General features: G+C 67.2%; 20 protein-coding genes. 3 read left to right on the top strand and 17 right to left on the bottom strand.

Features of this window, described 5'->3' with window-relative positions; translation table 11 throughout:
* Nucleotides 1-17: 17 nt before the first annotated feature.
* Both KTC28_RS12750 and KTC28_RS12745 read right to left on the bottom strand, forming a co-directional pair.
* Nucleotides 18-2096, bottom strand: coding sequence for a ComEC/Rec2 family competence protein (locus KTC28_RS12750; protein ID WP_216707540.1), 2079 nt, complete (start codon nucleotides 2094-2096; stop codon nucleotides 18-20).
* 142 nt (nucleotides 2097-2238) lie between these two features.
* Complete coding sequence (locus KTC28_RS12745) at nucleotides 2239-2463, bottom strand: hypothetical protein (protein ID WP_216707539.1); 225 nt, start codon at nucleotides 2461-2463, stop codon at nucleotides 2239-2241.
* A gap of 133 nt (nucleotides 2464-2596) precedes the next feature.
* Here KTC28_RS12745 and gltX point away from each other — a divergent pair, with 133 nt between their 5' ends.
* Together gltX and KTC28_RS12735 are read left to right on the top strand one after the other, a co-directional pair.
* Nucleotides 2597-4033, top strand: coding sequence for a glutamate--tRNA ligase (gene gltX / locus KTC28_RS12740; protein ID WP_216707538.1), 1437 nt, complete (start codon nucleotides 2597-2599; stop codon nucleotides 4031-4033).
* Nucleotides 4034-4064: 31 nt separating this feature from the next.
* A complete protein-coding gene (locus tag KTC28_RS12735; RefSeq protein WP_216707537.1) occupies nucleotides 4065-5348 on the top strand; it encodes a citrate synthase in 1284 nt (427 codons plus the stop codon).
* Nucleotides 5349-5366: 18 nt separating this feature from the next.
* On the opposite strand, the gene KTC28_RS12730 is transcribed toward KTC28_RS12735, so the two are convergent.
* A complete protein-coding gene (locus KTC28_RS12730) occupies nucleotides 5367-6530 on the bottom strand; it encodes a hypothetical protein (protein WP_216707536.1) in 1164 nt (387 codons plus the stop codon).
* A gap of 118 nt (nucleotides 6531-6648) precedes the next feature.
* On the opposite strand from KTC28_RS12730, the gene KTC28_RS12725 reads away from it, so the two are divergent.
* Nucleotides 6649-8775 (top strand): coiled-coil domain-containing protein, encoded by a 2127-nt coding sequence (locus tag KTC28_RS12725; protein ID WP_216707535.1) that lies wholly within the window; start codon nucleotides 6649-6651, stop codon nucleotides 8773-8775.
* Nucleotides 8776-8808: 33 nt separating this feature from the next.
* Here KTC28_RS12725 and KTC28_RS12720 read toward each other — a convergent pair whose 3' ends face one another.
* From KTC28_RS12720 to nuoG, 14 genes are all read right to left on the bottom strand, one after another.
* The gene (locus KTC28_RS12720; RefSeq protein WP_439650098.1) at nucleotides 8809-10122 is read right to left on the bottom strand and encodes a dicarboxylate/amino acid:cation symporter; all 1314 of its coding nucleotides are present in this window, start codon (nucleotides 10120-10122) and stop codon (nucleotides 8809-8811) included.
* Nucleotides 10123-10318: 196 nt separating this feature from the next.
* Nucleotides 10319-10579, bottom strand: a complete 261-nt coding sequence (locus KTC28_RS12715) for a DUF1467 family protein (protein ID WP_216707534.1) — start codon at nucleotides 10577-10579, stop codon at nucleotides 10319-10321.
* Nucleotides 10580-10780: 201 nt separating this feature from the next.
* On the bottom strand, nucleotides 10781-12454 hold the full coding sequence (locus KTC28_RS12710; RefSeq protein ID WP_255601995.1) for a ribonuclease J: 1674 nt from the start codon (nucleotides 12452-12454) through the stop codon (nucleotides 10781-10783).
* On the bottom strand, nucleotides 12454-13254 hold the full coding sequence (locus tag KTC28_RS12705; RefSeq protein ID WP_216707533.1) for a type III pantothenate kinase: 801 nt from the start codon (nucleotides 13252-13254) through the stop codon (nucleotides 12454-12456). Before KTC28_RS12705 ends, KTC28_RS12710 begins: the two co-directional genes overlap by 1 nt.
* Before the next feature lie 19 nt (nucleotides 13255-13273).
* Nucleotides 13274-13969, bottom strand: a complete 696-nt coding sequence (locus KTC28_RS12700) for a biotin--[acetyl-CoA-carboxylase] ligase (RefSeq protein WP_216707532.1) — start codon at nucleotides 13967-13969, stop codon at nucleotides 13274-13276.
* A gap of 92 nt (nucleotides 13970-14061) precedes the next feature.
* Complete coding sequence (gene nuoN / locus KTC28_RS12695; protein WP_216707531.1) at nucleotides 14062-15510, bottom strand: NADH-quinone oxidoreductase subunit NuoN; 1449 nt, start codon at nucleotides 15508-15510, stop codon at nucleotides 14062-14064.
* A 5-nt stretch (nucleotides 15511-15515) separates the two neighbouring features.
* Complete coding sequence (locus KTC28_RS12690; protein WP_226895970.1) at nucleotides 15516-17039, bottom strand: NADH-quinone oxidoreductase subunit M; 1524 nt, start codon at nucleotides 17037-17039, stop codon at nucleotides 15516-15518.
* Nucleotides 17036-19111 (bottom strand): NADH-quinone oxidoreductase subunit L, encoded by a 2076-nt coding sequence (gene nuoL, locus KTC28_RS12685; RefSeq protein WP_216707529.1) that lies wholly within the window; start codon nucleotides 19109-19111, stop codon nucleotides 17036-17038. The genes KTC28_RS12690 and nuoL overlap by 4 nt, the downstream gene beginning before the upstream one ends.
* A gap of 2 nt (nucleotides 19112-19113) precedes the next feature.
* Nucleotides 19114-19419, bottom strand: coding sequence for an NADH-quinone oxidoreductase subunit NuoK (gene nuoK, locus KTC28_RS12680; RefSeq protein ID WP_216708130.1), 306 nt, complete (start codon nucleotides 19417-19419; stop codon nucleotides 19114-19116).
* 11 nt (nucleotides 19420-19430) lie between these two features.
* The gene (locus KTC28_RS12675) at nucleotides 19431-20042 is read right to left on the bottom strand and encodes an NADH-quinone oxidoreductase subunit J (RefSeq protein ID WP_216707528.1); all 612 of its coding nucleotides are present in this window, start codon (nucleotides 20040-20042) and stop codon (nucleotides 19431-19433) included.
* Between the two features lie 297 nt (nucleotides 20043-20339).
* Nucleotides 20340-20828 carry an NADH-quinone oxidoreductase subunit NuoI gene (gene nuoI / locus KTC28_RS12670; RefSeq protein WP_216707527.1) on the bottom strand — a complete coding sequence of 163 codons (489 nt, stop codon included), beginning with the start codon at nucleotides 20826-20828 and terminating at the stop codon, nucleotides 20340-20342.
* Complete coding sequence (locus KTC28_RS12665; protein ID WP_216707526.1) at nucleotides 20825-21034, bottom strand: hypothetical protein; 210 nt, start codon at nucleotides 21032-21034, stop codon at nucleotides 20825-20827. Before KTC28_RS12665 ends, nuoI begins: the two co-directional genes overlap by 4 nt.
* Nucleotides 21031-22080, bottom strand: coding sequence for an NADH-quinone oxidoreductase subunit NuoH (gene nuoH, locus KTC28_RS12660; RefSeq protein ID WP_216707525.1), 1050 nt, complete (start codon nucleotides 22078-22080; stop codon nucleotides 21031-21033). Before nuoH ends, KTC28_RS12665 begins: the two co-directional genes overlap by 4 nt.
* On the bottom strand, nucleotides 22080-24089 hold the full coding sequence (gene nuoG, locus KTC28_RS12655) for an NADH-quinone oxidoreductase subunit NuoG (protein ID WP_216707524.1): 2010 nt from the start codon (nucleotides 24087-24089) through the stop codon (nucleotides 22080-22082). Before nuoG ends, nuoH begins: the two co-directional genes overlap by 1 nt.
* Nucleotides 24090-24091: the final 2 nt, after the last annotated feature.

Raw genomic sequence — 24091 nt, 5'->3', positions numbered from 1 at the left:
GCGGTCGCTTGCCTTACTCAATAGGTAGGCTCGTCCGGGTTCGGCGCGGCCTCTGCGGGTCGGCCTGCGCGCAAAGCCCGCCCGGCACCGCTCGCGCCCCCGGCGCGAGGTCGCCAGACACGCGGCTGAGGCATCCACGGATGGTCGCCGGTCAGTTCGCCGACGGTCTCGACCCGCCGCCCCGCGAGCCAGATCGCAACCGCGCCGCTCGTTTCGAGCGCGGTCCGGTCGAGCTTGAGCCAGCGCGGTTTGCACCAGCCGGGGAGACGCCGTTCGCTGACGACGATGTCGGCGGCGGCGCACGCCGGGCCGAACTTCGGCTGGCCGATCCGGTCCTTCGACAGCGTCGCCAGCAGCCGGATCGCGCTCCGCCCGGTGCCGACCCGCGCGACGCAGGCGTCGACGGTGCAGTCGGCATTCGGCAGGTCGGCGATCGCGGCGTCGGCGGTCGACGCGGTGACCCCGCCCCAGACGTCGCGGAGATAGTCGCCGGTACGGTCGCGGAGCAGCGCCAGCCGCGGCCCCTCGTCGTCGTACGCGTCGAGCAGAACCGCGACATGGTGGCCGTCGGCGCTGACGAGCAGATCGGGCGGGTGCGAGGTCAGCGCCATCACGGCACCGATCACCACCGGCACCGCGCCGAGCCAGCGCGCGCGACCCTGCCAGATGAACAGCCACAGCCCGCCGCCGACGAGCAGCGCGTACGCGGTAATCGGCATCAACCCAACCCGGACGACCGACCCCGGCCACCCGGCGACCCACACCGCGAGCGCGATCAGCGCGTCCATCGACTTGCCGAGCGCCCACCACGCCGGGGCGGCGATCCCGAGCGGGTCGAGCAGCAGCGCGACCACGAGCAGCGGCATGACGACGAAGCTCGTCCACGGGATCGCGAGCAGGTTGGCGAACACCCCGTACGCCCCGGTCTGGTTGAAGTGGAACAGCGCCGTTGCTGATAGCAGCGCCTCGGCGATGACCCCGGTGACGAGCAGCCCGGCGAGGTGCTGGAGCGTCCGCGACACCCAACCCGCATTCTGCCGCGGCGCCGACAGCCAGCGACCGAGCCGCGAATTGAACAAGGCGACGAGCCCGGTGACCGCGGCAAAGGTCAGCTGAAAGCTCGGCCCTAGCAGCGCCTCGGGGCGGACCGCCATGATGACGAAGCCGCCGCCCGCGAGCAGCCGCAGCGACAGCGCCTCGCGCCCCATGATGACTCCGAGCAGAACGATCACCGTGCCGATGCATGACCGCACCGTCGGCACCTGCGCGCCCGCGAGGATCGTGTAGCCGATCCCCGCGACCGCCGCCGTCCCCGCCGAGATCGCCTTGAGTGGCCAGCGCAGCGCGATCCACGGGCTCAGCGCGAGCAAAGCGCGGGTGATCCACATCGTCCCACCGACGACGATCGCGATATGCACCCCCGAGATCGACAGCAAATGCGCCATTCCCGAATAGCGCATCGCGAGGTTGGTCGCGGTCGAGATGCCGCCCTGGTCGCCGGTGACGAACGCCGCCGAGATCGCCCCGGCGTCGCCGCCGACCACCGTCTCGATCCGCACCGTCAGCCGCGCGCGGAGATCATCGAGCCACGCTTCGACCCCGGCGGGCGGCGGTGCTTTGCGGGTGATGACGGTCGGACCGAGCGGGTAACCGGTCGCACCGAGCTGGTCGAACCACTCGCGACGGGCGAAGTCGTAACCGCCGGGGAAGCTCGGCCCGGCGGGCGGCAGCAGCATCGCGCGCACCGTCACCTTCGCCCCCGGCACCAGCCCGGCGGGGACATTGGCCTTGAGGCTGATGCGGACGTGCGGCGGGAGGCCGGGGTCGTCGGGAGCGAGCTGGAAGCGGACCTGCCCGCGCCCGCTGCGGATCTCGACCGCCTCGACGGTGCCACTGACCTCGCCTTCGAAGCGGTCGCGGAGGACGGGGAGCGCGACGTCGGCGCTGCGCCACGCCGCGATACTGATGCCGAGCGCGACGAGCACCCCGCCCCACACGAGCATCCGCCCGGCGCTGCCGCGGACGATCGTCCCAGCCCCGGCGACGCCGAGCGCGGCGACCACCGCCGCCAACCGCTGGCTCTCCCACGGCAGCATGAAATACAGCGTGATGCCGAGCCCGAACGCGACCGGCGACCACAGCGGAACCTGCGCGCGCTCGCTGTCGAGCCAGTAGTCGAGCGCGGTCCTCCAGCCCGCGAACAGCGGCCAGCGTGCTGTAATGGTGCCTGCCGCTGGGTTAGCCGTCGGCGTGATCCGGCTCGCTAAGCGCCGCCCGGTGAAGACGCTGCGTCAACTGCCACGCGATGATCGCGTCGACGGCGACAGCTCCAAGCGAAAGGGCCATCCCCGCCTCGAGCGCCAATCGCTGTAGTCCCCGCGGCATCCAATGCATCAACGCCATCGCGGTGAAGGCCGAAACCCAGATCGTGAACCCAACCGCGAAGATGACCAGCCCTGCCAAACTAACGCCGCGCGTCGCTGCAGACGGGGGCCGGCGTTTCGGAAGGGTCGGACGCCAGCGACTGTTCGCCGGCTGATAGCTTGTGCTAGACACGCGCCCTCCCCCTCAATCCCTCTTCGTTGGATAGTATCACATGGGCGCAGCGCCTGTCGTCACCCGCTTCGCCCCCTCCCCGACCGGCTTCCTCCACATCGGCGGGGCGCGGACGGCGTTGTTCAACCTGTTGTTCGCGCGGCACCACGGCGGCAAGTTCCTGCTGCGGATCGAGGACACCGACCGGGCGCGGTCGACGCAGGCGGCGGTCGACGCGATCCTCGACGGGATGCGCTGGCTCGGCCTCGACTGGGACGGCGAGCCGGTTATGCAATTCGAGCGCGCCGCCCGCCATGCCGAGGTGGCGAAAGCGCTGCTCGCGGCGGGCCACGCCTATAAGTGCTTCGCCACCGCCGCCGAACTCGAGACGATGCGTGCCGAACAAAGGGCGGCGAAGCTGCCGCTGCGCTACGACGGACGCTGGCGCGACCGCACCGATCACCCTGAGGGCACGCCGTTCGTCATCCGCTTCCGCGCGCCGAAGGACGGCAGCGTCACGATCGCCGACGAGGTCCAGGATAACGTAACCGTCGCCAACGCCGAACTCGACGACATGGTCCTGCTCCGCTCCGACGATACCCCGACGTACATGCTCGCGGTCGTCGTCGACGATCACGACATGGGGGTGACCCACGTCATCCGCGGCGACGACCATCTCAACAACGCCTTCCGCCAGCTTGCGCTGATCCGCGCGCTTGATGCGGTCGAGGGCGGCTGGCCCGACCCGGTCTACGCACACATCCCGCTGATCCACGGCAGCGACGGCGCCAAGTTGTCGAAGCGCCACGGCGCGCTGGGCGTCGACGCGTATCGCGACGAACTCGGCATGCTCCCCGAGGCGGTCGACAATTATCTGCTCAAGCTCGGCTGGGGCCATGGCGACGACGAATTCATCGGGCGCGAGCAGGCGATCGAGTGGTTCGACCTCGGCGGCATCGGGCGCGGCCCGGCGCGGTTCGACCTCAAGAAGCTCGAGAGCGTCAACGGCCATTACATCCGGTTGGCCGACGATGCACGGCTCGTCGACCTGATCGCGCCCCGGATCGCAAAGCTGCTCGACCGACCACCGACCGACGCCGATCTCGCGCTGCTGCACCGCGGCATGGCAGAACTCAAGCTGCGCGCGAAGGACCTCGACGAGCTGGCAGCGTCCTCGCTGTTTTACCTCCGGACGCGTCCCCTCCCCATGGACGCAGGTGCACAAAAACTGTTAGACGATCCCGCCGCATCCGCGGTGCTGACGGCGGTCCGATCCGCGCTCGATGGCGTTGAGTGGACCACTGCCGCGATCGAGGCGGCGGTGCGGCAGGTCGCCGAGGCGCACGGCCTCAAGCTCGGCAAGGTCGCGCAACCGCTGCGCGCGGCGGTGACAGGATCGGCGACTTCGCCGGGGCTGTTCGAGGTATTGGAGCTGCTCGGGCGCGACGAAAGCCTCGGGCGGATCGACGACGTGGTGACGAAAGGGCCGCGGCAGTGATGCCGCCACTTCTTTAACAAGGACGAGCGATATGACCGGCAACGCCCATCTCAGCATCGACGACGCATCGTTCGACTATCCGGTCATGGCCGGGTCGGTCGGCCCCGAGGTCGTCGACATCCGCAAGCTTTACGCCAACACCGGGCGCTTCACCTACGACCCCGGCTTCACCAGCACAGCGGCGTGTGAGTCGAAGATCACCTACATCGACGGCGATGCCGGCATCCTGCTCCACCGCGGCTACCCGATCGACCAGCTCGCCGAGCAGTCGAGCTTCATGGAGCTGTCATACCTGCTGCTCAACGGCGAGCTGCCGTCGAAGGCACAGCACGACGAGTTCACCCACACGATCACCCGCCACACGATGGTCCACGAGCAGCTGTCGACCTTCTTCCGTGGCTTCCGGCGCGACGCGCATCCGATGGCGATCATGTGCGGCGTCGTCGGCGCGCTGTCGGCGTTCTACCACGACTCGACCGACATCCATGACCCCAAGCAGCGCGTCATCGCCAGCCACCGGCTGATCGCCAAGCTGCCGACGCTCGGCGCGATGGCGTATAAATACGCGGTCGGGCAGCCGTTCCTCTATCCCGACAACTCGTTGAGCTACACCGGCAACTTCCTGCGGATGACCTTTGGCGTGCCCGCCGAGCCGTACGTCGTCGATCCGGTGATCGAGAGCGCGATGGACAAGTTGTTCATGCTGATGGCCGACCACGAGCAGAACGCGTCGACCTCGACCGTCCGCCTCGCCGGCTCGTCGGGAGCCAACCCGTTCGCGTGCATCGCCGCCGGCATCGCCTGCCTGTGGGGCCCGGCGCACGGCGGCGCGAACGAGGCGGCGCTCAACATGCTCCGCGAGATCGGCACCGTCGACCGCATCCCCGAATTCATCGCCCGCGCCAAGGACAAGGACGACCCGTTCCGCCTGATGGGCTTCGGTCACCGCGTCTACAAAAGCTACGACCCGCGTGCGAAGGTCATGGCGGTGACGGCGAAGGAGGTCCTCGACAAGCTCCAACTCAAGGACCCGATCTTCGACGTCGCGCTCGAACTCGAGCGGATTGCGCTGAGCGATCCGTATTTCATCGAAAAGAAGCTGTACCCGAACGTCGATTTCTATTCGGGCATTGTCATGGCGGCGATCGGCTTCCCGACGTCGATGTTCACCGTGCTGTTCGCGATCGCACGGACCGTCGGGTGGGTCGCGCAGTGGAACGAGATGATCGAGGACCACGACCAGAAGATCGGCCGCCCGCGCCAGCTCTACACCGGCGCGACGCACCGCGAGTATGTTCCCCTCAGCGCGCGGTAACGACAGCCGTCGGCGGACTTATCGGGCGGTGCCGAGCCGCTTGAAGGTCCGCCACTGGGCGGCAAAAAAGCTCGCCGTGGCGTAGGCGGCGAGGACGACGAAGCCCGCGAACCACGCGCCGAACAGCGCGAACGGCAGCCACGTCCAGAGCAGCGTACCGCGCCGCGCCGCAATGAGCCCGAAGCGCGCCTCGAACGTTCCGGCCAAATCGAGCGTGGAGCCGGTTAAGCGGCGGAAGAAGCCGCGCTGGATGCGTTCGGCGAGCATGAAGCCGATTAACAGCGCCGCGACGGGCCACGCCGTCGTCGTTCCGATTGCAGCGAAGTGCGCCGCCGCTGCGACGAACCAGCCGTACGGCGCAAACTCGATTGCGTCGCCGCCGACCCGAACGCGCTCGACGCGGACCCCGGCGAGTTTTTCTTCGGTGCCGGCAATCGGGCCACAGAGCAGAGCGAGGAGCAGGCCGACCCACATCCAGCCGAGCGCGAAAGCGATCGCGGAACCCGTTGCGAGCCAGATCGCTGCGAGCGCCACGGCATCGGCAGGCACGCGAAGCGGCAACAAGAGCCGGACTGCGGCATCCTCGGCGGGCGTCTCGAGCCACCGCCCCGGCGCGTCGCGGCATCCCGGCTGAGTAGCGGCGATCAGCGCCGCAGTCGTCTTCTCGGCACCATCGGCATCGTCGGGCTGCGCCCAGACGAGCGGCGCATCACGGTCCAACGTCGCCTCGAACAGGGGCAGCCTCGTCATGTCGACGCGCATCGCCCCCGCCATCAACCCTGCACGGAGCAGCGTCGGCGCAAGATCCCAGTCGCCGAGCGACGCAGCCGTATCGCGGACCAGCGACGCTGGATAAAGCGCGATACCCGCCGTCATATCCTGCGCGTCGATGCGCTCGCTGCCGCGACCGCTCGCCGCCGGCCACGTCGCGATCGCGGGGGCGGTGGCCAAGGCGAGCGCGGCGACGATCCGGTCGTCGAGGACGACACCGGGGTCGATCACCACGACGTCGCCGTTGAGCGTCGCCCAGTCGAGTGGGCCGTCGTCGACGATCAACACCCGCGCGATGCCCGCCCGACGCACCTGCCGCATCTGGCGTTCGAGGACGGTCAACCCGCCAACGAGCGGTGCCGACGTTCCCGGCGGGGGCGGCGGGGCTGAGAAAAGGACGGCGGTCGACATTGGCCGGGGTCATACGGGCCGCAACCCCGGTCTGCCAAGCGGGCGGACTGTCCTCGCCCGGCGACGGGTGATAGACCCTGTGATCCCAACAGCCGTGTGCGAAGGTGACCGTCCCGCCGTGACCAATTCGTCCGAGACTTCGCGCCGCCGCCCGGTCATCATTTTCCTCATCGGCCTTGCGTGGCTGATCGTCATTGCCGGGGCGATCATCGCCGGGTCGATGACCGGCAGCTTCGCGCAACGCGACCCGGTGCTGATCGCCGGGCTCGTCGCGCAGCTCGTGGTCCAGATCGCCGCGCCGCTCGCGGTCGTCGTGATCGGCATCGACCTGCTCCAGCGGTCCGCGCGCCGCGACCTCGACGAGCTCGAGGCACGCAGCGCTGCGGCGGGCGCAGCGACGGCGGCGATCCGGGAGGGGCTGTTCGACATCGACGCGACGCTCGCTGCGGTCCTGACCCGCGTCGAGGGCCTGCGCGCTGCCGCGACAGGCGATGGCGGCGGCCTCGTCCTCGCCGCGACCCGGCTCGAAGCCGGGGCAGCGGCGCTCCAGCTCGCGAGCAACACCGCCAGCGGCGCGTCGCAGCAGATCGGCACGCTCCTCCCCGAAGCCAGCCGCCAGGCAACGTCGCTCGCGACGATCCTTGAACGGACCGCGTCGGAGACGGGGCGCCAGCTCGAGTCGGTCGAGACGATGCTCGCCGGGGTCTGGTCGCGCAACGATGCCGCCGCGGCACAGGTCACCGAGGCGAGCGCGACGATGGCTGGACTGCTCGCCGGGATCGAAAACGCGTCGGTTGCGGCAGCGGGGGCGATCGCCGACCGGACGGCGACGCTCGGGCGCACCGTCGACACCGCGCTCGATCGTGCCACCGCCGCCCTCGACGCCACTCGCGACGGCATCCATGTCCAGACCGATGCCCTGCTCGCGAGCGTCGACCAGGCGCGCGTGGCGCTCGATGCGATCGGCGGCGAGGCGGCGCAGCGGGTGACCGCCCGCCTGACCGCGATCATCGATGTCAGCGACACGCTGGCGGCACGGCTCGCGGATCACGACGCAGGGTCGCAGGCGATGGTCGAGGGCATCGAGCGCAGCTTCGCCATCCTCGACAAGCGGCTCGGTCATGCTGCTGCGATGGGCACCGCAACGCTCGACGGTTTCCAGACACGAATGGCGGCGATCCGCGACACGGCGGACAGCGTCAACCCGCCGCTGGCGCAGGCAAACGCTGCGCTCGACGATGCGCACGCCGGGATCGCACGGTTGACCGGCGGGGCGGACGGAGTCATCGCGACACTCGCCGAGCATTTGCCGGTTCACGCCGAGGCCGTGGCGGCGCTGACCAGCGATCTCGACCGGCTCAACACCGCGACGACCGCGCTTGTCCCGCCGGTCGATGCGGCGGCGGCGGCGATCGCTGCGGCTGGAGCCGAAGTCGCCCGCCAGCAGGCCGTCGTCGAGAAGGCCGCACATGGCCTGACCGCCGAACTCGGGACCGCGCAGGCAACGCTCGCGGCGATCGAGGGCGTCGCGCAGGGGTCGGCGCTGACATCGGCGCAGGCGCTGATCGAGGTGCTGTCGCGCGTCCGCGAAGTCGCCAATGCCACCGCCGGCACGATGCGGACAACGCTCGACGCCATCGTTGCCGAGGCCGAGGCGGCGCTCGACAACGCCGGCACCGCGCGCGCCAAGGCTGCATTCGGCGACCCGATCCGCGCCGAGATTGCCGGACTCGACGGTGCCGCGACGCAGGCTGGATTGGCCGCGCAGGCGACCGCCGACCGGATCGCCGCGCGGCTTTTGGGGCTGACCGCGACCGTTGCCACGGTCGAGGCACGGATCGACGAGGTCGACACCCGCTATGACCTGCGGCTGCGCGATGACATCGCCAAGCGGTCGGCATCGCTGCTCGATTCGCTTCGGGCGCAGGCGATCGACATCGCCCGGCCGATGGCGATCGAGGTCCGCGACGGCGACTGGGCGGCGTACCTCAAGGGCGACCGCGGGCTGTTCGCGAGGCGGGCCGTCCGCCTGATCGACGGCGGCACCGCCCGCGCCATCGCCCGCCACTTCCAGCACGACCCGGTCTTCGCCGAGCAGGCGACGCGCTACATCGGCGAGTTCGAGACGCTGCTCGACCGGGTCCGGGCGGACCGCGAGGGACAGGCGCTGGCGGTGACGCTGGTGTCGTCGGATGTGGGCAAGCTGTACGTCGTGCTGGCGCAGGCGCTGGAGCGATTGAAGTAGGATCTTCCAAGCCTTCTCCGAAGACGCGGAGGATCAGAGGGCCTTCCGCCCCAACGCCGCGTCGAGCTTCGCGTGATCCAGTCCGCCCTCCCACTTCGATACGACGATCGTCGCCACGGCATTTCCGACGAAGTTAGTCAAGCTCCTGCATTCGCTCATGAATCGGTCGACCCCGAGGATCAGCGCCATCCCCGCGACCGGCACCGACGGCACCACCGCGAGGGTCGCCGCGAGCGTGATGAACCCTGCCCCGGTCACCCCCGCCGCGCCCTTCGAACTCAGCATCGCGACGCCGAGCAGCAGCGCCTGCTGGCCGATGGTCAAATGAACGTCGGTCGCCTGCGCGATGAACAGCGCGGCGAGGGTCATGTAGATGTTGGTCCCGTCGAGGTTGAAGCTGTAGCCGGTCGGCACGACGAGCCCGACGACCTCCTGCCGGCACCCCGCCGCCTCCATCTTGGCGATCAGATTCGGCAACGCCGCTTCGGACGACGACGTGCCGAGGACGAGGAGGAGTTCCTCCTTCAAATACGCGACGAGGCGGAAGATCGAGAAGCCGCAATACAACCCGACGCCGCCGAGGATGACGAAGACGAACAGCAGCGAGGTGATGTAGAAGCTCGCCACCAGCGTCGCGAGATGCGCGAGCGTCCCCAGCCCGAACTTGCCGATGGTGAACGCCATTGCGCCGAACGCGCCGACGGGCGCGGAGCGCATCAGGATCGAGACGATGCGGAAGATGAGCGCGGTCGCCGACGTCAGCACGGTCAGGACCGGCTGACCTTTGTCGCCGATCAGGACGAGCGCGACCCCGGTCAGGATCGCGACGAACAGCACCTGAAGGATGTCGCCTTCGGTCAGCGCGCTGACCATCGTCGTCGGGATGATGTTGGTCAGGAAGCCGACGACGGTCGTGTCGTGCGCCTTTGCGGTGTAGCTCGCGATGGCGCCTGAATCGAGGCTCGCGGGGGCGATGTGGAGCCCCGTCCCCGGCTGGACGATGTTGGCGACGACGAGCCCGAGTGCCAGCGCGAGCGTCGAGAAGAACAGGAAATAGGCAAACGACTTGCCGACCACCCGCCCGACCGAGCGCAACTCGCCCATCCCGGCGATGCCGGTCGCGACAGTCAGGAAGATCACCGGCGCGATGACCATCTTGACGAGCTTGATGAAGGCGTCACCGAGCGGCTTCAGCGCCGCCCCGGTCGCTGGAAAGAAATAGCCGACGAGGACGCCGGCGACGATTGCAACGATGACCTGGAGGTAGAGCGCGCCGGTGAAGTGCCGCGGCCTCGCTGGGACCGCAACGGCGGGCGGCCCGGCTCGAGAAGCCGCCGAGATCGTCACGAGCCCGTCCGGTTCGGCCGAGTGTCAAGCAAACTGGACGAAGTTGATGAACCTGACGCCACGTACCCCCCGCATATCCTCCCCGTCGTACCGGTCCGGTTGTTTTGCGCGGTGGCGCTCCGGATTTCGGTCAAGGGGCCGACTCAGTCATGCCAGCAATCTAGGCGGACCGGCGCAGTGTAGGACAGCGTTTTTGTCAGCCCCACCCCGGGATATCGGCGATCGTGATCCAGCCGTAGACATAGTTGCAGTAGTAGATGCCGAACAGCACGGCGGAGACCGCGGTCGTCCACAGCGCCTTGGTCCGGAGCATCGGACGCACTGGGGCGCTGTCGGCCTGACCGGGGATCAGCGCCTCGCCGGTTTCGGCGGAGGTGCGGACGCCGAACGGGAGGACGGCGAACAAGGTCAGCATCCAGAACAGGATGTAGATGACGACGGCGGAGTACCAGCGCATGACGAACCGCCCTTTACCCTGCCGTCATCCCGGCGAAGGCCGGGACCCAATTATCCGCACAACGCGAAGGCCGTCGCGTGTTCAAACATGGGCCCCGGCCTGCGCCGATGTGACGAAACTTTACCGCAGCCCCTGTGCCGAGGTGACGAACAGGCACTTCGGCACCCGCCACATCCCGGCGTGCAGGACCTGCCGCCACCGTCACACCCGGACGATCTGCACGTCGGTAACGGGCTTTTTCCCCGTCCAGTCGCGCGCCACGCGCCGCACCGCGACGCGGATGCTCTCCGAGAACTTCTCGGGGTTGCGCGAATCGCCGTTGCGCACCGCCTGCGCGGCGGCTTCCGAACACTCCGCGATGAACTCGGTCGCGTCTTCCTCGACCGGCACGCCCTGCGCCATGATCGCCGGCTTCGCTGCCAACTTGCCGCTGCCGTTGAGCACAACCGTCGCCGACATGTAGCCGTTGTGCATGATGCGGCGACGGCTGAGCATCGTCGAGCCGTCGGCGGGCAGGATGACGTCGCCGTCGAGCACGAGCCGCCCGACCTTTTCGTTGCCGATCAGCTTGGGGCCGTTCGGGGCGAGGCGGATGACGTTGCCGTTGGTCGGCACCATTGCGCGCGGTACGCCGATGTCGAGCGCCAGCTTGGCGTGCGCCTCGAGGTGGCGGCGTTCGCCGTGGACCGGAATTGCGATCTCCGGCCGGACCCAGCCGTACATCGCCTCGAGTTCGGGCTTGCCGGGGTGGCCCGAGACGTGGACGTGCGCCTGGCGTTCGGTGATGACCTCGACCCCGCGCGTCGCGAGCGCGTTCTGGACGATGCCGATCGACAGCTCGTTGCCGGGAATTTCCTTTGACGAGTAGATCACGCAGTCGCCGCGCTCGAGCTTAAGATGCTGGTGGCTGCCGCTGGCGATGCGGCTCAGGGCCGCTGCCGGCTCGCCCTGCGCGCCGGTGCAGATGATCAGCAGCTTCGACGGATCGAGCCGCGCCGCCTGGTCGAACGACAGGATCGGCGGGAAGTCCTTGAGGTAGCCGGTGGCGCGGGCGACGCCGAGGATGCGGTCCATCGACCGACCGACGACGCAGACCTGCCGCCCGACCTGGAGCGCGACCTGGCCGAGGGTGTGCAGCCGCGCCGCGTTCGACGCGAAGGTCGTAACGAGCACGCGCCCGGTCTTGCGGTTGCGGATGACCTCGAGCAGCCCGTCGCGGACCCCGGCTTCGGAGCCGCTGGCCTTGGCGTTGAAGACGTTGGTCGAATCGCCAATCATCGCCAGCACGCCGCTGTCGCCGAGCGCGCGCATCTGCTCGGGGGTCGACGGCGTCCCCATCTGCGGCTGGTCGTCGAGCTTCCAGTCGCCGGTGTGGAAGATGCGGCCGTGCGGCGTCTCGATGATCAGCCCGTTGCCCTCGGGGATCGAGTGCGCCATCGCGGCATAGCTGAACTTGAAGTCGCCCAGCGTCATCGACCCGCCCATCGGGATGACGTGGAGCTTGACCTCCTTGGTCAGCCCCTCCTCCTCGAGCTTGCCGCGGATCAGCCCGGCGGTGAACGGCGTCGCATAGATCGGAACGCCGAGGTCGGCGGCGAGATACGGGATCGCGCCGATATGGTCCTCGTGCCCGTGCGTGATGACGATGCCGAGCAGATCCTCGCGGCGCTCCTCGATGAAGCTGAGGTCGGGCAGGATCAGGTCGACGCCCGGATAGCTCGGGTCGGCGAAGGTCATGCCGAGATCGACCATCACCCACTTGCCGCGGCAGCCGTAGAGATTGACGTTCATGCCAATCTCCCCCGACCCTCCGAGAGGCAGGAAGAGCAGTTCGTCGCCGGGGGTGAGGAAGTTCTTGTTTTTATTGACGGCCATTATGTTCCAGTCGTGTTGAGGGCGTAGATGCGGAGCAATCCGCGAATGGTAAGGTCGCCATCGACCATATCGATGGCCTCAGTATGGCGATTGAAAAGGGTGGCGAGGCCCCCGGTGCCGATCACCGTTATGGGTCGCCCGATCTCCGATGTAATGCGCGCGACCAATCCTTCAATAAGGCCGACGTAACCGTAGAACACGCCGGACTGCATCGCGTGGACGGTGTTGGTGCCGATGACGCTGTGATTGCCGCCGGGAGGCTCGACCGCGATGCGCGGCAGCTTGGCGGCGGCGGCGTAGAGCGCGTCCATCGACAGGTTGATCCCGGGCGCGATCGCCCCGCCGCGATACGACCCCTGACCCGTCATCGGATCCTCGGTAATGACGTCGAAGGTCGTCGCCGTGCCAAAGTCGACGACGATCAGGTTGCCGCGCGTCGCGGCGTGCGCGGCGACGGCGTTGACGATACGGTCGGCGCCGACCTCGCCCGGGTTCGGCACGGCGATGCTGATGCCGTATTCGATCCCCTCGGTCCCAACGACGATCGGCTCGACCTTGAAGTATTTGCGGCACAGATGCTGGAGGTTGAACAGCGTCGGGGGCACGACGGTGGCAATGATCGCCGCGCTGATATGCGTGCGCTCGACGCCTTCGAGCTGCATCAACTGGTTGAGCCAGACGGCATATTCATCGGCGGTGCGGTTGCGATCGGTCGAGATCCGCCAACGCTGGCGGATGTCCTTACCCTCGACGAGCGCGAAGACGATGTTGGTATTGCCGACGTCGATCGCTAGCAGCATGGCGGTGTCCCTGACGCGCTCATAGCGCGAAGACCTCGCCAGCGTGAATCCGGCGGACGCTGGCGTCGGCGAGGGTCAGGTCGAGAGCGCCGTCGGAGGCGATGCCGGTGAAGGTGCCGCTGATCGTCTCGCTGCCGAGCCGCGCCTCGATCGGTTTGCCGAGCCCAGCGGCGCGCACGAGCCATGCGGTGCGAACCGCCTCGAAACCATAGGTCCGCCATATCGCCCGCGCGTCGGCGAAGGTCGCGGCGAGCCGGTCGGCGGCTTCGGCGGCGGTCGGCGCGGCGATACCCGCGGCGGGGAGCGAGGTTGCCGGGCGCTCGGTTGCGTCGGGGTGGCCGGCGAGGTTGACGCCGAAGCCGATGATCGTCGCCCCGCTTCCGCCCTCGAGCAGGATGCCCGCGACCTTGACCACGTCGAGCAGGACGTCGTTTGGCCATTTCAGGCTCAGTCGGTCGGGGGCGACCCAGCGGTCGAGCATCGCCGCGAGCGCGACTGCGGCGACGAACGACAATTGCTGCGGCGGCCCCTCCCCCAGTTGCGGGCGGACGACGACGCTGGTGAAAAGATTGCCCGGGATCGACAGCCACGCCCGCCCGCGCCGTCCACGCCCGCCGGTCTGGGTATCGGCGCGGACCCAGCTTTCGTCGGGCAGGTCGGGGCGTTCGGCAAGCCAGTCGTTGGTCGATCCGACGGTGGCGAGGTGGGTGATCATTTTACGAGGTCATCCCCGCGAATGCGGGGACCCAAAGTCACCGACGATTGTGACCTTGGGTTCCCGCGTTCGCGGGAATGACAAATTTGCAGTCAGAGCAACGCCGCCGCGGCACGGCTCGCCGCCGCGACGAGGGGGGTGATCGCGAGCATCCCGATCGGCGAGCAGAACACCGCCGCGACGACGATCAGCGCGCTGTTGGTGCGGCTGTCGGCGGGGGCGTACGCCGGGGCGGGATCGTCGAAGTAGACCGACTTGATGACGCGCAGATAATAATAGGCTCCCACCACCGACGCGACGACGCCGACGATGGCGAGGACGTAGAGATGCGCGTCCATCGCCGCCTGGAACACCGCGAACTTGGGCCAGAAGCCGAGCAGCGGCGGAATGCCCGCAAGGCTGAACATGAAGATCGCGAAGCCGGTGGCGAGCCACGGGCGCGTCCGCGACAGGCCGCTGAGTGAAGCGAGCGTCTCGACCGGCTCGCCGTCGGGGCCGCGCATCTGGAGGACGCAGAGGAAACTGCCGAGCGTCATCGCCAAATAAACCGCGAGATAGAACAGCACGCCGGTGACGCCCTCGCGGGTTCCGGCGGCGAGGCCGATCAGCGCGAAGCCGATGTTGTTGATCGACGAGTACGCGAGCAGCCGCTTGATGTTGACCTGCCCGATCGCGCCGACCGCGCCGAGCAGCATCGATGCAATCGAGACGAAGGTGACGATCTGGCGCCAGTCGAAGGTCATGCCCCCGAACGCGTCGATCGCGACGCGGAGGAGCAGGCCCATCGCCGCCGCCTTGGGGGCGCTGGCGAAGAACGCCGCGACAGGGGTCGGCGCGCCTTCGTAGACGTCGGGGGTCCACATGTGGAACGGCACCGCGGCGATCTTGAAGGCGATGCCGCTGAGGATGAAGACCAGCCCGAACAGCACGCCGATATCGGCCGCGCCGTGCCCGCGCACAACGGCGTGGAGCGCGGTGAAGCTCGTCGTCCCGGTGAAGCCGTAGACGAGGCTGATGCCGTAGAGCAGGATGCCGCTCGCGAGCGCGCCGAGGACGAAATACTTGAGCCCCGCTTCGCTCGACTTCGCCTCGTTGCGGTGGAAGGCGGCGAGGACGTATGCGGCGAGGCTTTGCAGCTCGAGGCCGACATAGAGCGACAGCATGTCGTTCGCGCTGACCATCATGCACATGCCGAGCGCCGACAACAGCAGCAGCACCGGATATTCGAAGCGCGCGGTCGCCGATTGCTTGAGGTACGGCAGCGCGAGCACCGCCGATACCGCTGCCGCGACGAGGATCAGCACCTTGAGGAAGGTCGAGAAGCCGTCGGCGATATACAATCCGCCGAAACCGGTCGCCCCGGCGGCGGGGACGACGCCGAGATAGACGCCCGCGAGCGCCATGATCGCGACGACGACCCATGTCAGCGGCACCAGGCTGCGGTCGCCGCGGAACACGCCGAGCATCAGCGTAACGAAAACACCCGCGGCCAGGATCGCCTCGACCGACGCGAGATGGACCGATTGGGCGAGCGTGGTCATGGCAGTCACTTGGCCGGACCCTTTGCCGTCGCGGGCATCACCTTCTGGACCGGTGGCGCGGCGTGATGGAGGCGCGCGAGCAGGTTCGCCACCGGCGCATGAAGCGGCGTCAGGAAGCTCGTCGGATAAATCCCCATCCACAGCACCGCGAGCGCGATCGGCACCAGCGTGATGATCTCGCGCGGGTTGAGGTCGGTCATCGCCAGCACTTCGGGATTATCCTGCGTCCCGAAGATCACCCGGCGGTACAGATACAGCATGTACGCCGCGCCGAGGATGATGCCCGTCGTCATACCGACCGCGAGCCACGTCGACGCCGCGAAGGTGCCGAGGAGGACGAGGAACTCGGCGACGAAGCCGCTCGTCGCCGGCAAGCCAACCGACGCCATCGTGAACAGCATGAAGAACAGGGCGTAACGCGGCATGTTGTTCGCCAGCCCGCCGTAGCGCGCGATCTCGCGGGTGTGGAGCCGGTCGTAGATCACCCCGACGCACAGGAACAACGCGCCCGAGACGAGGCCGTGGCTGAGCATCATCAGCAGCGAGCCCTCGATCCCCTGGGTGTTGAAGACGAACAAGCCGGCGGTGACGAACGCCATGTGCGCGATCGACGAATAAGCGATCAGCTTCTTCATGTCCGACTGCACCAGCGCGACGAGGCTGGTGTAGACGACCGCGACGATCGACAGGCCGAACACCAGCCACATCAGTTCGACCGACGCGTCGGGGAACATCGGCAGCGAGAAGCGGACGAAACCATAGCCGCCCATCTTGAGCAGGACGCCGGCCAGGATCACCGACCCCGCGGTCGGCGCCTCGACGTGCGCGTCGGGCAGCCAGGTGTGGACCGGCCACATCGGCATCTTGACCGCGAACGAGGCGAAGAAGGCGAGCCACAGCCACGTCTGGACTTCGGGATCGAAATTGAAGGTCAGCAGCGTCGGGATGTCGGTCGTGTGCGCGACGCTGACCATGTAGATCATCGCCAGCAGCATCAGCACCGAGCCGAGAAGCGTGTAGAGGAAGAACTTGTAGCTCGCGTATATCCGCCGCGCGCCGCCCCAGATGCCGATGATCAAGTACATCGGGATCAGCCCGCCTTCGAAGAAGACGTAGAATAGGAACAGGTCGAGGCTCGCGAAGACGCCGATCATCAGCGTCTCCATCAGCAGGAACGCCGCCATGTATTCGGGCACGCGCTTCTGGATCGAGTCCCACGACGCGAGGATGCAGAACGGCATCAGGAAGGTCGACAGGACGATCAGCATCAGCGCGATGCCGTCGATGCCGAGGTGCCACGACAGGAACGGTGCGAACAGGTCGATCTTCTCGACATACTGGAACGCCGCGGTCGAGGTGTCGAAGCTGACCCACAGGACGACACCGAGCGCGAGTTCGATCAGCGTGACGACGAGCGCGGTGATCCGGGCGTTCTTTGCGCGCGCGTCCTCGGCCCCGGGCGCAAGCAGCACCCAGAAGGCGGCGACGAGGGGCAAGAGGACGATGACCGAAAGGATGGGGAAGCTCACTGGAACACTCGCGGCACGAACCATGTCGCCGCCGCGGCGACCCCGATCAGCATGACCAGCGCGTACGAATAGAGGTAGCCCGACTGGAAGCGCTTCGCCACCGACGCCGATTCCGATACCGCGGCGGCGATGCCGTCGGGACCGAAGCGGTCGATGATGCCCTGGTCGCCGACCTTCCAGAACAGATTGCCGAAGAAGAACGCGCCGCGGACGAAGACGAGATTATACAGCTCGTCGAAATACCATTTGTGGACGAGGAAGGCGTACAGCCCGCCGAACGCCTTGACGAAGCGCGCCGGGGCGTCGCGATCGCGCAGGTAATATTGCGCGGCGAGGCCGAGCCCGAGGAAGAACATGACGCCCGGGGTCCAGACGACCCACGCCGGCAGATGCTCGCTCGCCTCGGCGAGGTGCGCGTTGAACACCGCTGAGCCCTGCCAGAACGCGGCACCGCCTTCGGGCGAGATGAAGGCATTGTGGAAGACGAAGCCGGCGAACAATGCGCCGATGCTCAGCACGGCAAGCGGGAGCAGCATCGTCCACGGCGATTCGTGCGGGTGATAGCCGCCGGTGCCGGTGGCGACCTGCGCGTGGACCGGGGCATGGTCGTGCTCCATGCCGACGCTGTCGTTGGTCGATTCCGTATCGTGCGCGGCGTGCCCGGTCTCGGCATCGTGGCCGTGATGCTCATCGTGGGCATGCGCGATATGCTCGCTCCCCGCCCAGCGTGGTTCGCCGAAGAAGGTCAGGAACGCGAGCCGCCACGAATAGAAGCTCGTCAGCAGCGCGACGAACGCACCGATCGCAAAGGCGAAATATCCTGCCTGCGTCCCGCGCGCGAACGCCGCCTCGATGATCGCGTCCTTCGAATAATAGCCGCTGGTGAAGAAGAAGCCGGTCAGCGACAGCGTCCCGATCGTCATCGCCGCGAAGGTCAGCGGCAGGTTCTTCCGCAGGCCGCCGTAGAAGCGCATGTCCTGCTCGTGGTGCATCGAATGGATCACCGCGCCCGCGCCAAGGAAAAGCAGCGCCTTGAAGAAGGCGTGGGTGAACAGGTGGAACATCGCCGCGCCGTACGCGCCCGACCCGGCGGCGAAGAACATGTAGCCAAGCTGCGAGCACGTCGAATAGGCGATGACGCGCTTGATGTCGGTCTGGACGCACGCGACCGTCGCAGCGAACAGCGCGGTCGCCGCGCCGACATAGGTGACAACGGTCAACGCAGTCGCGCTCGTCTCGAACATCGGCGACAGTCGGCAGACCATGAAGACGCCGGCGGTGACCATCGTCGCGGCGTGGATCAGCGCCGACACCGGGGTCGGCCCCTCCATCGCGTCGGGCAGCCACGTGTGGAGGCCGAGCTGCGCCGACTTGCCCATCGCGCCGACGAACAGCAGCAGGCACAGGCACGTCATCACGTCGACCGGCACGCCGAGAAACAAGAAGGTCGTGCCCTTCATGCCCGCGGCGGCGGCGAGGATGACGTCGAGCTTGACCGTCTTGAAGACGAGGAAGGTGCCGAAGATGCCGAGCGAGAAGCCGAAGTCGCCGACGCGGTTGACGACGAACGCCTTGATCGCGGCGGCGTTGGCGCTCGGCTTGTAATACCAGAAGCCGATCAGCAGGTACGACGCGAGGCCGACGCCCTCCCAGCCCATGAACATCTGGACGAGGTTGTCGGCGGTCACGAGCATCAGCATCGCGAAGGTGAACAGGCTGAGATAGGCGAAGAAGCGCGGCTGGTCGGGATCCTCGGCCATGTACCCCCACGAGTAGAGATGGACGAGCGCCGAGACGGTGGTGATGACGACGAGCATGACCGACGTCAACGCGTCGATCTTGAACGCCCAGGCGACGTGAAGGTCGCCCGAATCGATCCAGTCGAGGACCGGCAGCGTGTAGCCCGTGCCGTGGCCGAGGCCGGTCTGGACGAACACCACCCATGCCAGCGCGGCGGAGACAAACAGCGCGGCGGTCGTCACCGACTTGGCGATCGTGTCGCCGAGCATGCGGTTGCCGAGGCCGGCGATCAACGCGGCGACGAGCGGCAGGAAGACGAGGAGCTGGATCATGCCTAGCCCTTCATCTGGTTGATATCGTCGACCGCGATCGTCCCGCGATTGCGGAAATAGACGACGAGGATCGCCAGCCCGATCGCCGCCTCGCCCGCCGCGACGGTCAGGACGAACATCGCGAACACCTGCCCAACCATGTCGTGCGCGAACGACGAGAAGGCGACGAGGTTGATGTTGACGCTGAGCAGGATCAGCTCGATCGACATCAGGATGATGATGACGTTCTTGCGGTTGATGAAGATGCCGAGCACACCGAGGACGAACAGGATCGCCCCGACCGCAAGGTAATGCCCGAGACCGATCACGACGGGAGCGCTCATAGCGTCACGCCCTCGCCGCTGACGGGCTGGACCTTCGACGTCGCTTCGCCCGGGGTGCGCGCGTTCTGCATGCTGATATTCTGCTTGCGGATGCCGGGGCGCTGGCGGTGCGTCAGGACGATCGCGCCGATCATCGCGGTCAGCAGCACCATGCCCGCCGCCTGGAAGATGTAGACGTAGCGCGTGTAGATCAGGCTGCCGAGCGCCTGGGTGTTGGTCATTCCGGCGATCACAGGGGCGTGACTGACGGCGGGCGCGCTGATGCCGAAGCTGCCGCCGCCGAGGATCAGCAGCAGTTCGGCGAGGAGCACGACCGCGAGCCCGATGCCGAATGGCAGGTATTTGGCGAAACCCGCGCGGAGCTGGGCGAAGTCGACGTCGAGCATCATCACGACGAACAGAAACAGCACCGCGACCGCGCCGACGTAAACGATGACGAGGATCATCGCGAGGAACTCCGCCCCGAGCAGGACGAACAGCCCGGCGGCGTTGAAGAAGGCGAGGATCAGCCACAGCACCGAGTGGACCGGGTTGCGCGACAGGATCGTCAGCGCGCCACCGAGGATGACGAAGCCCGCGAACAGGTAAAAGGCGAGCGCGGCGATCATGGGTAGAGGCGTTGTCCAGTTTTGGTTTCGTCGTCTTTTGGAAGGCAGCGACCCATCACCCCGACAATGTGGGTGATGGGTCCTCGCCTTCGCGGGATGACGCGTGATTGGTTATGCTGCGGTGCGTCTAACGCCCTGCGACAAGCGCGGCAAGCAAAGAGGACGGTACGGTCGTGATCACGGACAGCGGGTTCGCTGCGCGCATGGTTAGACTCAATCTCACGCCGTCGGCCGCGCGGCGCGGGCGCACGATGAGCCGGCGAGCGGTGGGCCCCGCCGTCCCGAGCACCGCGGTGCTCAACGCCACGCCGCATCGGCCTGCAGGTTCGCCGCGATCACCCGCTCCCAGCGCTCGCCGTTCTGGAGAAGCTTGTCCTTGTCGTAGATCAGTTCCTCGCGCGTCTCGGTCGAGAATTCGAAGTTCGGTCCCTCGACGATCGCGTCGACCGGGCACGCTTCCTGGCAGAAGCCGCAGTAGATGCACTTTGTCATGTCGATGTCGTAGCGCGTCGTCCGGCGGCTGCCGTCCTCGCGCGGCTCGGCCTCGATCGTGATCGCCTGCGCCGGGCACACCGCCTCGCACAACTTGCACGCGATGCAGCGTTCCTCGCCATTCGGATAACGGCGCAGCGCGTGTTCGCCACGGAATCGCGGGCTGAGCGGGCCCTTCTCATACGGGTAGTTGAGCGTCGCCTTCGGCTTGAACTGATAGCTGAAGGTCAGTGCCAGCCCGCGAAGGAACTCAAGCAGGAGGAGGGATTTGGCGGCGCGGAAGACGGCGTTCATCGGACAAACCTTGTAAAGACGAGCCGCATGGCCCCCAGCACAACGAGGAAAATCACCGTTACGATCAGAAGCGCGACGACGAAGCTTGCCGGACTTTGCTTGATGCGATCGACGTCGGAAAAGGCAGTCCAACCGACCGAGAGGAGGAACAACGCAATGCTCATCCACACGGTATGGAACCAAGCCTGCTTCTGCCGCGCGTTCACGCGTAATGCCCCGTGAAGACGAGCCACCCGCTGACCACGCACACCCAGAACAGCGAGATCGGCAGGAATATCTTCCACCCCAATCGCATCAGCTGGTCATAGCGGTATCGCGGCACCGTCGCCTTCACCCAGGCGAAAATGTAGAACATCATGAACAGCTTGGCGAAGAACCAGATGAACCCGGGGACGAGGTAGAGCGGCGCCCAATTAAGCGGGGGCAGCCAGCCGCCGAGGAACAACAGGCTCGTCAGCGCGCACATCAGCAGGACGTTGGCGTATTCCCCGAGGAAAAACAGCGCGAACGCCATCGACGAATATTCGACCTGATAGCCGGCGACGAGTTCCGCCTCGGCCTCCGGAAGATCGAACGGCGGACGGTTGGTCTCGGCGAGCGCCGAGATGAAGAACACGATCGCCATCGGAAACAGCAACGGGTTGAGGATGTTGCCGTTGAAGATGCCGAGGACGTTGCCCTTCTGGCTCATCACGATGTCGCTCAGGTTGAAGCTCGACGAATACAGCACGACGCAGACGATGACGAAGCCGATCGACACTTCGTAGCTGACCATCTGCGCCGCCGAGCGCAGGCCGCCGAGGAACGGGTATTTCGAGTTCGACGCCCAGCCCGACATGATGATGCCGTAGACGCCCATGGAACTCACCGCGAACAGATACAACAGCCCGACGTTGATGTCGGCGAGGACGACGCCCGCGTCGAACGGGATCACCGCCCATGCGACCAGCGCGAGGGTGAAGGTGATCATCGGCGCGATCAGGAAGACGCCCTTGTTCGCCCCCGACGGGATGATCGTTTCCTTGAGGAACAGCTTGAGCGCGTCGGCGAAGGTCTGAAACGCACCGAACGGTCCGACGACGTTCGGGCCGCGCCGCATCTGCATTCCCGCCCAGATCTTGCGGTCGGCATAAACCGCGATCGCGACCCCGAGCATGACCGGCAGCGCGATCAGCAAAATCAGGATGAGCGTCGCGACGAGATAGCCGACGTCGTGGCCGAGAAAGCCTTGGAAGAAGCCGGTGAAGCCCATTATTCGGCCGCCTCGAGCTGGGGTTCATCTGCGTTGACGATCTGGTCGACGCATTCAGCCATCGTCACGCTGGCGCGGGCGATCGCGTTGGTCAGGTAGAAGTTTTTGACCGGCAGCGTGAACGGCCCCGACGGCGCGGCGGCCGTCGATGCGGTCGGCGCGGACCACACCGCTGGAGTTGCGCCCTCGCTCGCAAGATGCCGCCACTCCGCCGCGATCCTCGTCCGTAGCGCGCGGAGGTCGTCGTATGGCAGCGCCTGCCCGAGCACCGCCGACAGCGCGCGGAAGATCGTCCAGTCCTCGCGCGCCTCGCCCGGCGGAAACGCTGCGCGCGCGCCGCGCTGGACCCGGCCTTCGAGGTTGACCCACGTTCCCGATTTCTCGGTGTAGGCGGCGGCGGGCAGAATGACGTCGGCGGTGCGGACGCCGCGGTCGCCGTGGTGGCCGATATAGACGGTGAATCCGCCCGTGACCTCGACCTCGTCGATGCCGAGGTTGAACAGGATCTTCGGCGCGGCCGTCGTCAGCGCAGCTATGCCGCCGTCAGTGACGAAGCCGATGTCGAGCGCGCCGACCCGCGACGCTGCGGTGTGGAGGATGTTGACGCCGTTCCAGCCGTCGCGGACAAGATTGTGCGTTGCGACCAGCGCGTGAACTGCGCCGAGGCTCGACATCCCGCCCGTCCCGACGATGATCGCGGGACGCTCGGCGCTCGCCAAAGCGTCGACGACGACCTGCGGCAGGTCGCCGAGCACGCCCGCGTCATCGCCGAGCTGCATCAGCGGATAGGTCAGGTCGACCTCGGGCCCGATGTTGAATACCTTCGCCCCGCCGCGCCGGACCGCCTTGCGGATGCGCGTGTTGACCAGCGGCGCCTCCCAGCGCGGGTTGGTGCCGACGAGGATGATGACATCGGCGCGCTCGATCTGGGCGAGGCCGGTGTTGAACAGATAGTGCGCGCGGTCGGCGGACGGAATCTCCGCGCCGTCGACGCGGCATTCGTGGCGGCTCGACCCGAGCGTGCCGAGCAGGTCCTTCAGCGCGACCATCGCCTCGACGTCGCACAAATCACCCGCGACCGCCGCGATTTCGTCGCCCGCAACGCCCGCGAGCGCGGTCTTGATCGCGTCGAACGCCTGCGCCCACGATGCCTTCTGCAACTTGCCGCCAACCCGGACATACGGCGTGTCGAGGCGTCCGCGCTGAAGCCCGTCGACCGCGAACCGCGTCACGTCGCTCGCCCACTCCTCGTTGACGTCGTCGTTGATCCGCGGCGTCACGCGCATCACCGCCGCGCCGCGGGTGTGGACGGTGATGTTGGTCCCGACCGCGTCCATCACGTCGATCGATTCGGTGCGCTTCAATTCCCACGGCCGCGCTTCGAATGCGTACGGCTTCGACGTCAGCGCGCCGACCGGGCACAGGTCGATGATATTGCCCGACAACTCCGACCGCACCGCGCCTTCGAGGTACGATGTGATCTGCATGTTTTCGCCGCGCCCGATCGCGCCGATCTCCTCGACGCCGGCGATCTCCTCGGCAAAGCGGACGCAGCGGGTGCAGTGGATGCACCGCGTCATCACGGTCTTGACCAGCGGGCCCATGTATTTCTCGGTCACCGCGCGCTTGTTCTCGAGGTAGCGCGTGTGGCCCTTGCCGTAGTTGAGGCTCTGGTCCTGCAGGTCGCATTCGCCGCCCTGGTCGCAGATCGGGCAGTCGAGCGGGTGGTTGATCAGGAGGAACTCCATGACCCCCTCACGCGCCTTCTGCGTCTTGGCCGAGCGCGTCGACACGACCATTTTGTCGGCGGCGGGAAGCGCGCACGATGCCTGCGGCTTCGGCGGTCCCGGCGACACATCGACGAGGCACATCCGGCAGTTACCGGCGATGCTTAATCTTTCGTGATAACAAAAGCGCGGAATCTCGGCCCCCGCGGCTTCGCACGCCTGCATGACGGTCGCCCCGGCGGGAACCTCGACCTCGATGCCGTCGACGGTGAGTATAGGCATTG

This window comes from Polymorphobacter megasporae, from assembly GCF_018982885.2.
Taxonomy (GTDB): Bacteria; Pseudomonadota; Alphaproteobacteria; order Sphingomonadales; family Sphingomonadaceae; genus Polymorphobacter_B; species Polymorphobacter_B megasporae.
The sequence above is the reverse complement of the archived record's forward strand: the minus strand, read 5'-3'. Positions and strand labels throughout refer to the sequence as shown.

Coding starts and splice junctions, on each gene's coding strand:
- nuoH (WP_216707525.1), bottom strand. CDS start 22,080: ATGGGCTTCACCGGCTTCTTCCAAGGCTTTCTCGGCCACGACGTCGGC.
- KTC28_RS12675 (WP_216707528.1), bottom strand. CDS start 20,042: ATGATCGCCGCGCTCGCCTTTTACCTGTTCGCGGGCTTCGTCATCCTC.
- KTC28_RS12710 (WP_255601995.1), bottom strand. CDS start 12,454: ATGGCCGTCAATAAAAACAAGAACTTCCTCACCCCCGGCGACGAACTG.
- gltX (WP_216707538.1), top strand. CDS start 2,597: ATGGGCGCAGCGCCTGTCGTCACCCGCTTCGCCCCCTCCCCGACCGGC.
- nuoN (WP_216707531.1), bottom strand. CDS start 15,510: ATGACCACGCTCGCCCAATCGGTCCATCTCGCGTCGGTCGAGGCGATC.
- KTC28_RS12705 (WP_216707533.1), bottom strand. CDS start 13,254: ATGCTGCTAGCGATCGACGTCGGCAATACCAACATCGTCTTCGCGCTC.
- nuoL (WP_216707529.1), bottom strand. CDS start 19,111: ATGATCCAGCTCCTCGTCTTCCTGCCGCTCGTCGCCGCGTTGATCGCC.
- KTC28_RS12735 (WP_216707537.1), top strand. CDS start 4,065: ATGACCGGCAACGCCCATCTCAGCATCGACGACGCATCGTTCGACTAT.
- KTC28_RS12700 (WP_216707532.1), bottom strand. CDS start 13,969: ATGATCACCCACCTCGCCACCGTCGGATCGACCAACGACTGGCTTGCC.
- nuoG (WP_216707524.1), bottom strand. CDS start 24,089: ATGCCTATACTCACCGTCGACGGCATCGAGGTCGAGGTTCCCGCCGGG.
- KTC28_RS12730 (WP_216707536.1), bottom strand. CDS start 6,530: ATGTCGACCGCCGTCCTTTTCTCAGCCCCGCCGCCCCCGCCGGGAACG.
- KTC28_RS12715 (WP_216707534.1), bottom strand. CDS start 10,579: ATGCGCTGGTACTCCGCCGTCGTCATCTACATCCTGTTCTGGATGCTG.
- KTC28_RS12750 (WP_216707540.1), bottom strand. CDS start 2,096: ATGCTGCCGTGGGAGAGCCAGCGGTTGGCGGCGGTGGTCGCCGCGCTC.
- nuoI (WP_216707527.1), bottom strand. CDS start 20,828: ATGAACGCCGTCTTCCGCGCCGCCAAATCCCTCCTCCTGCTTGAGTTC.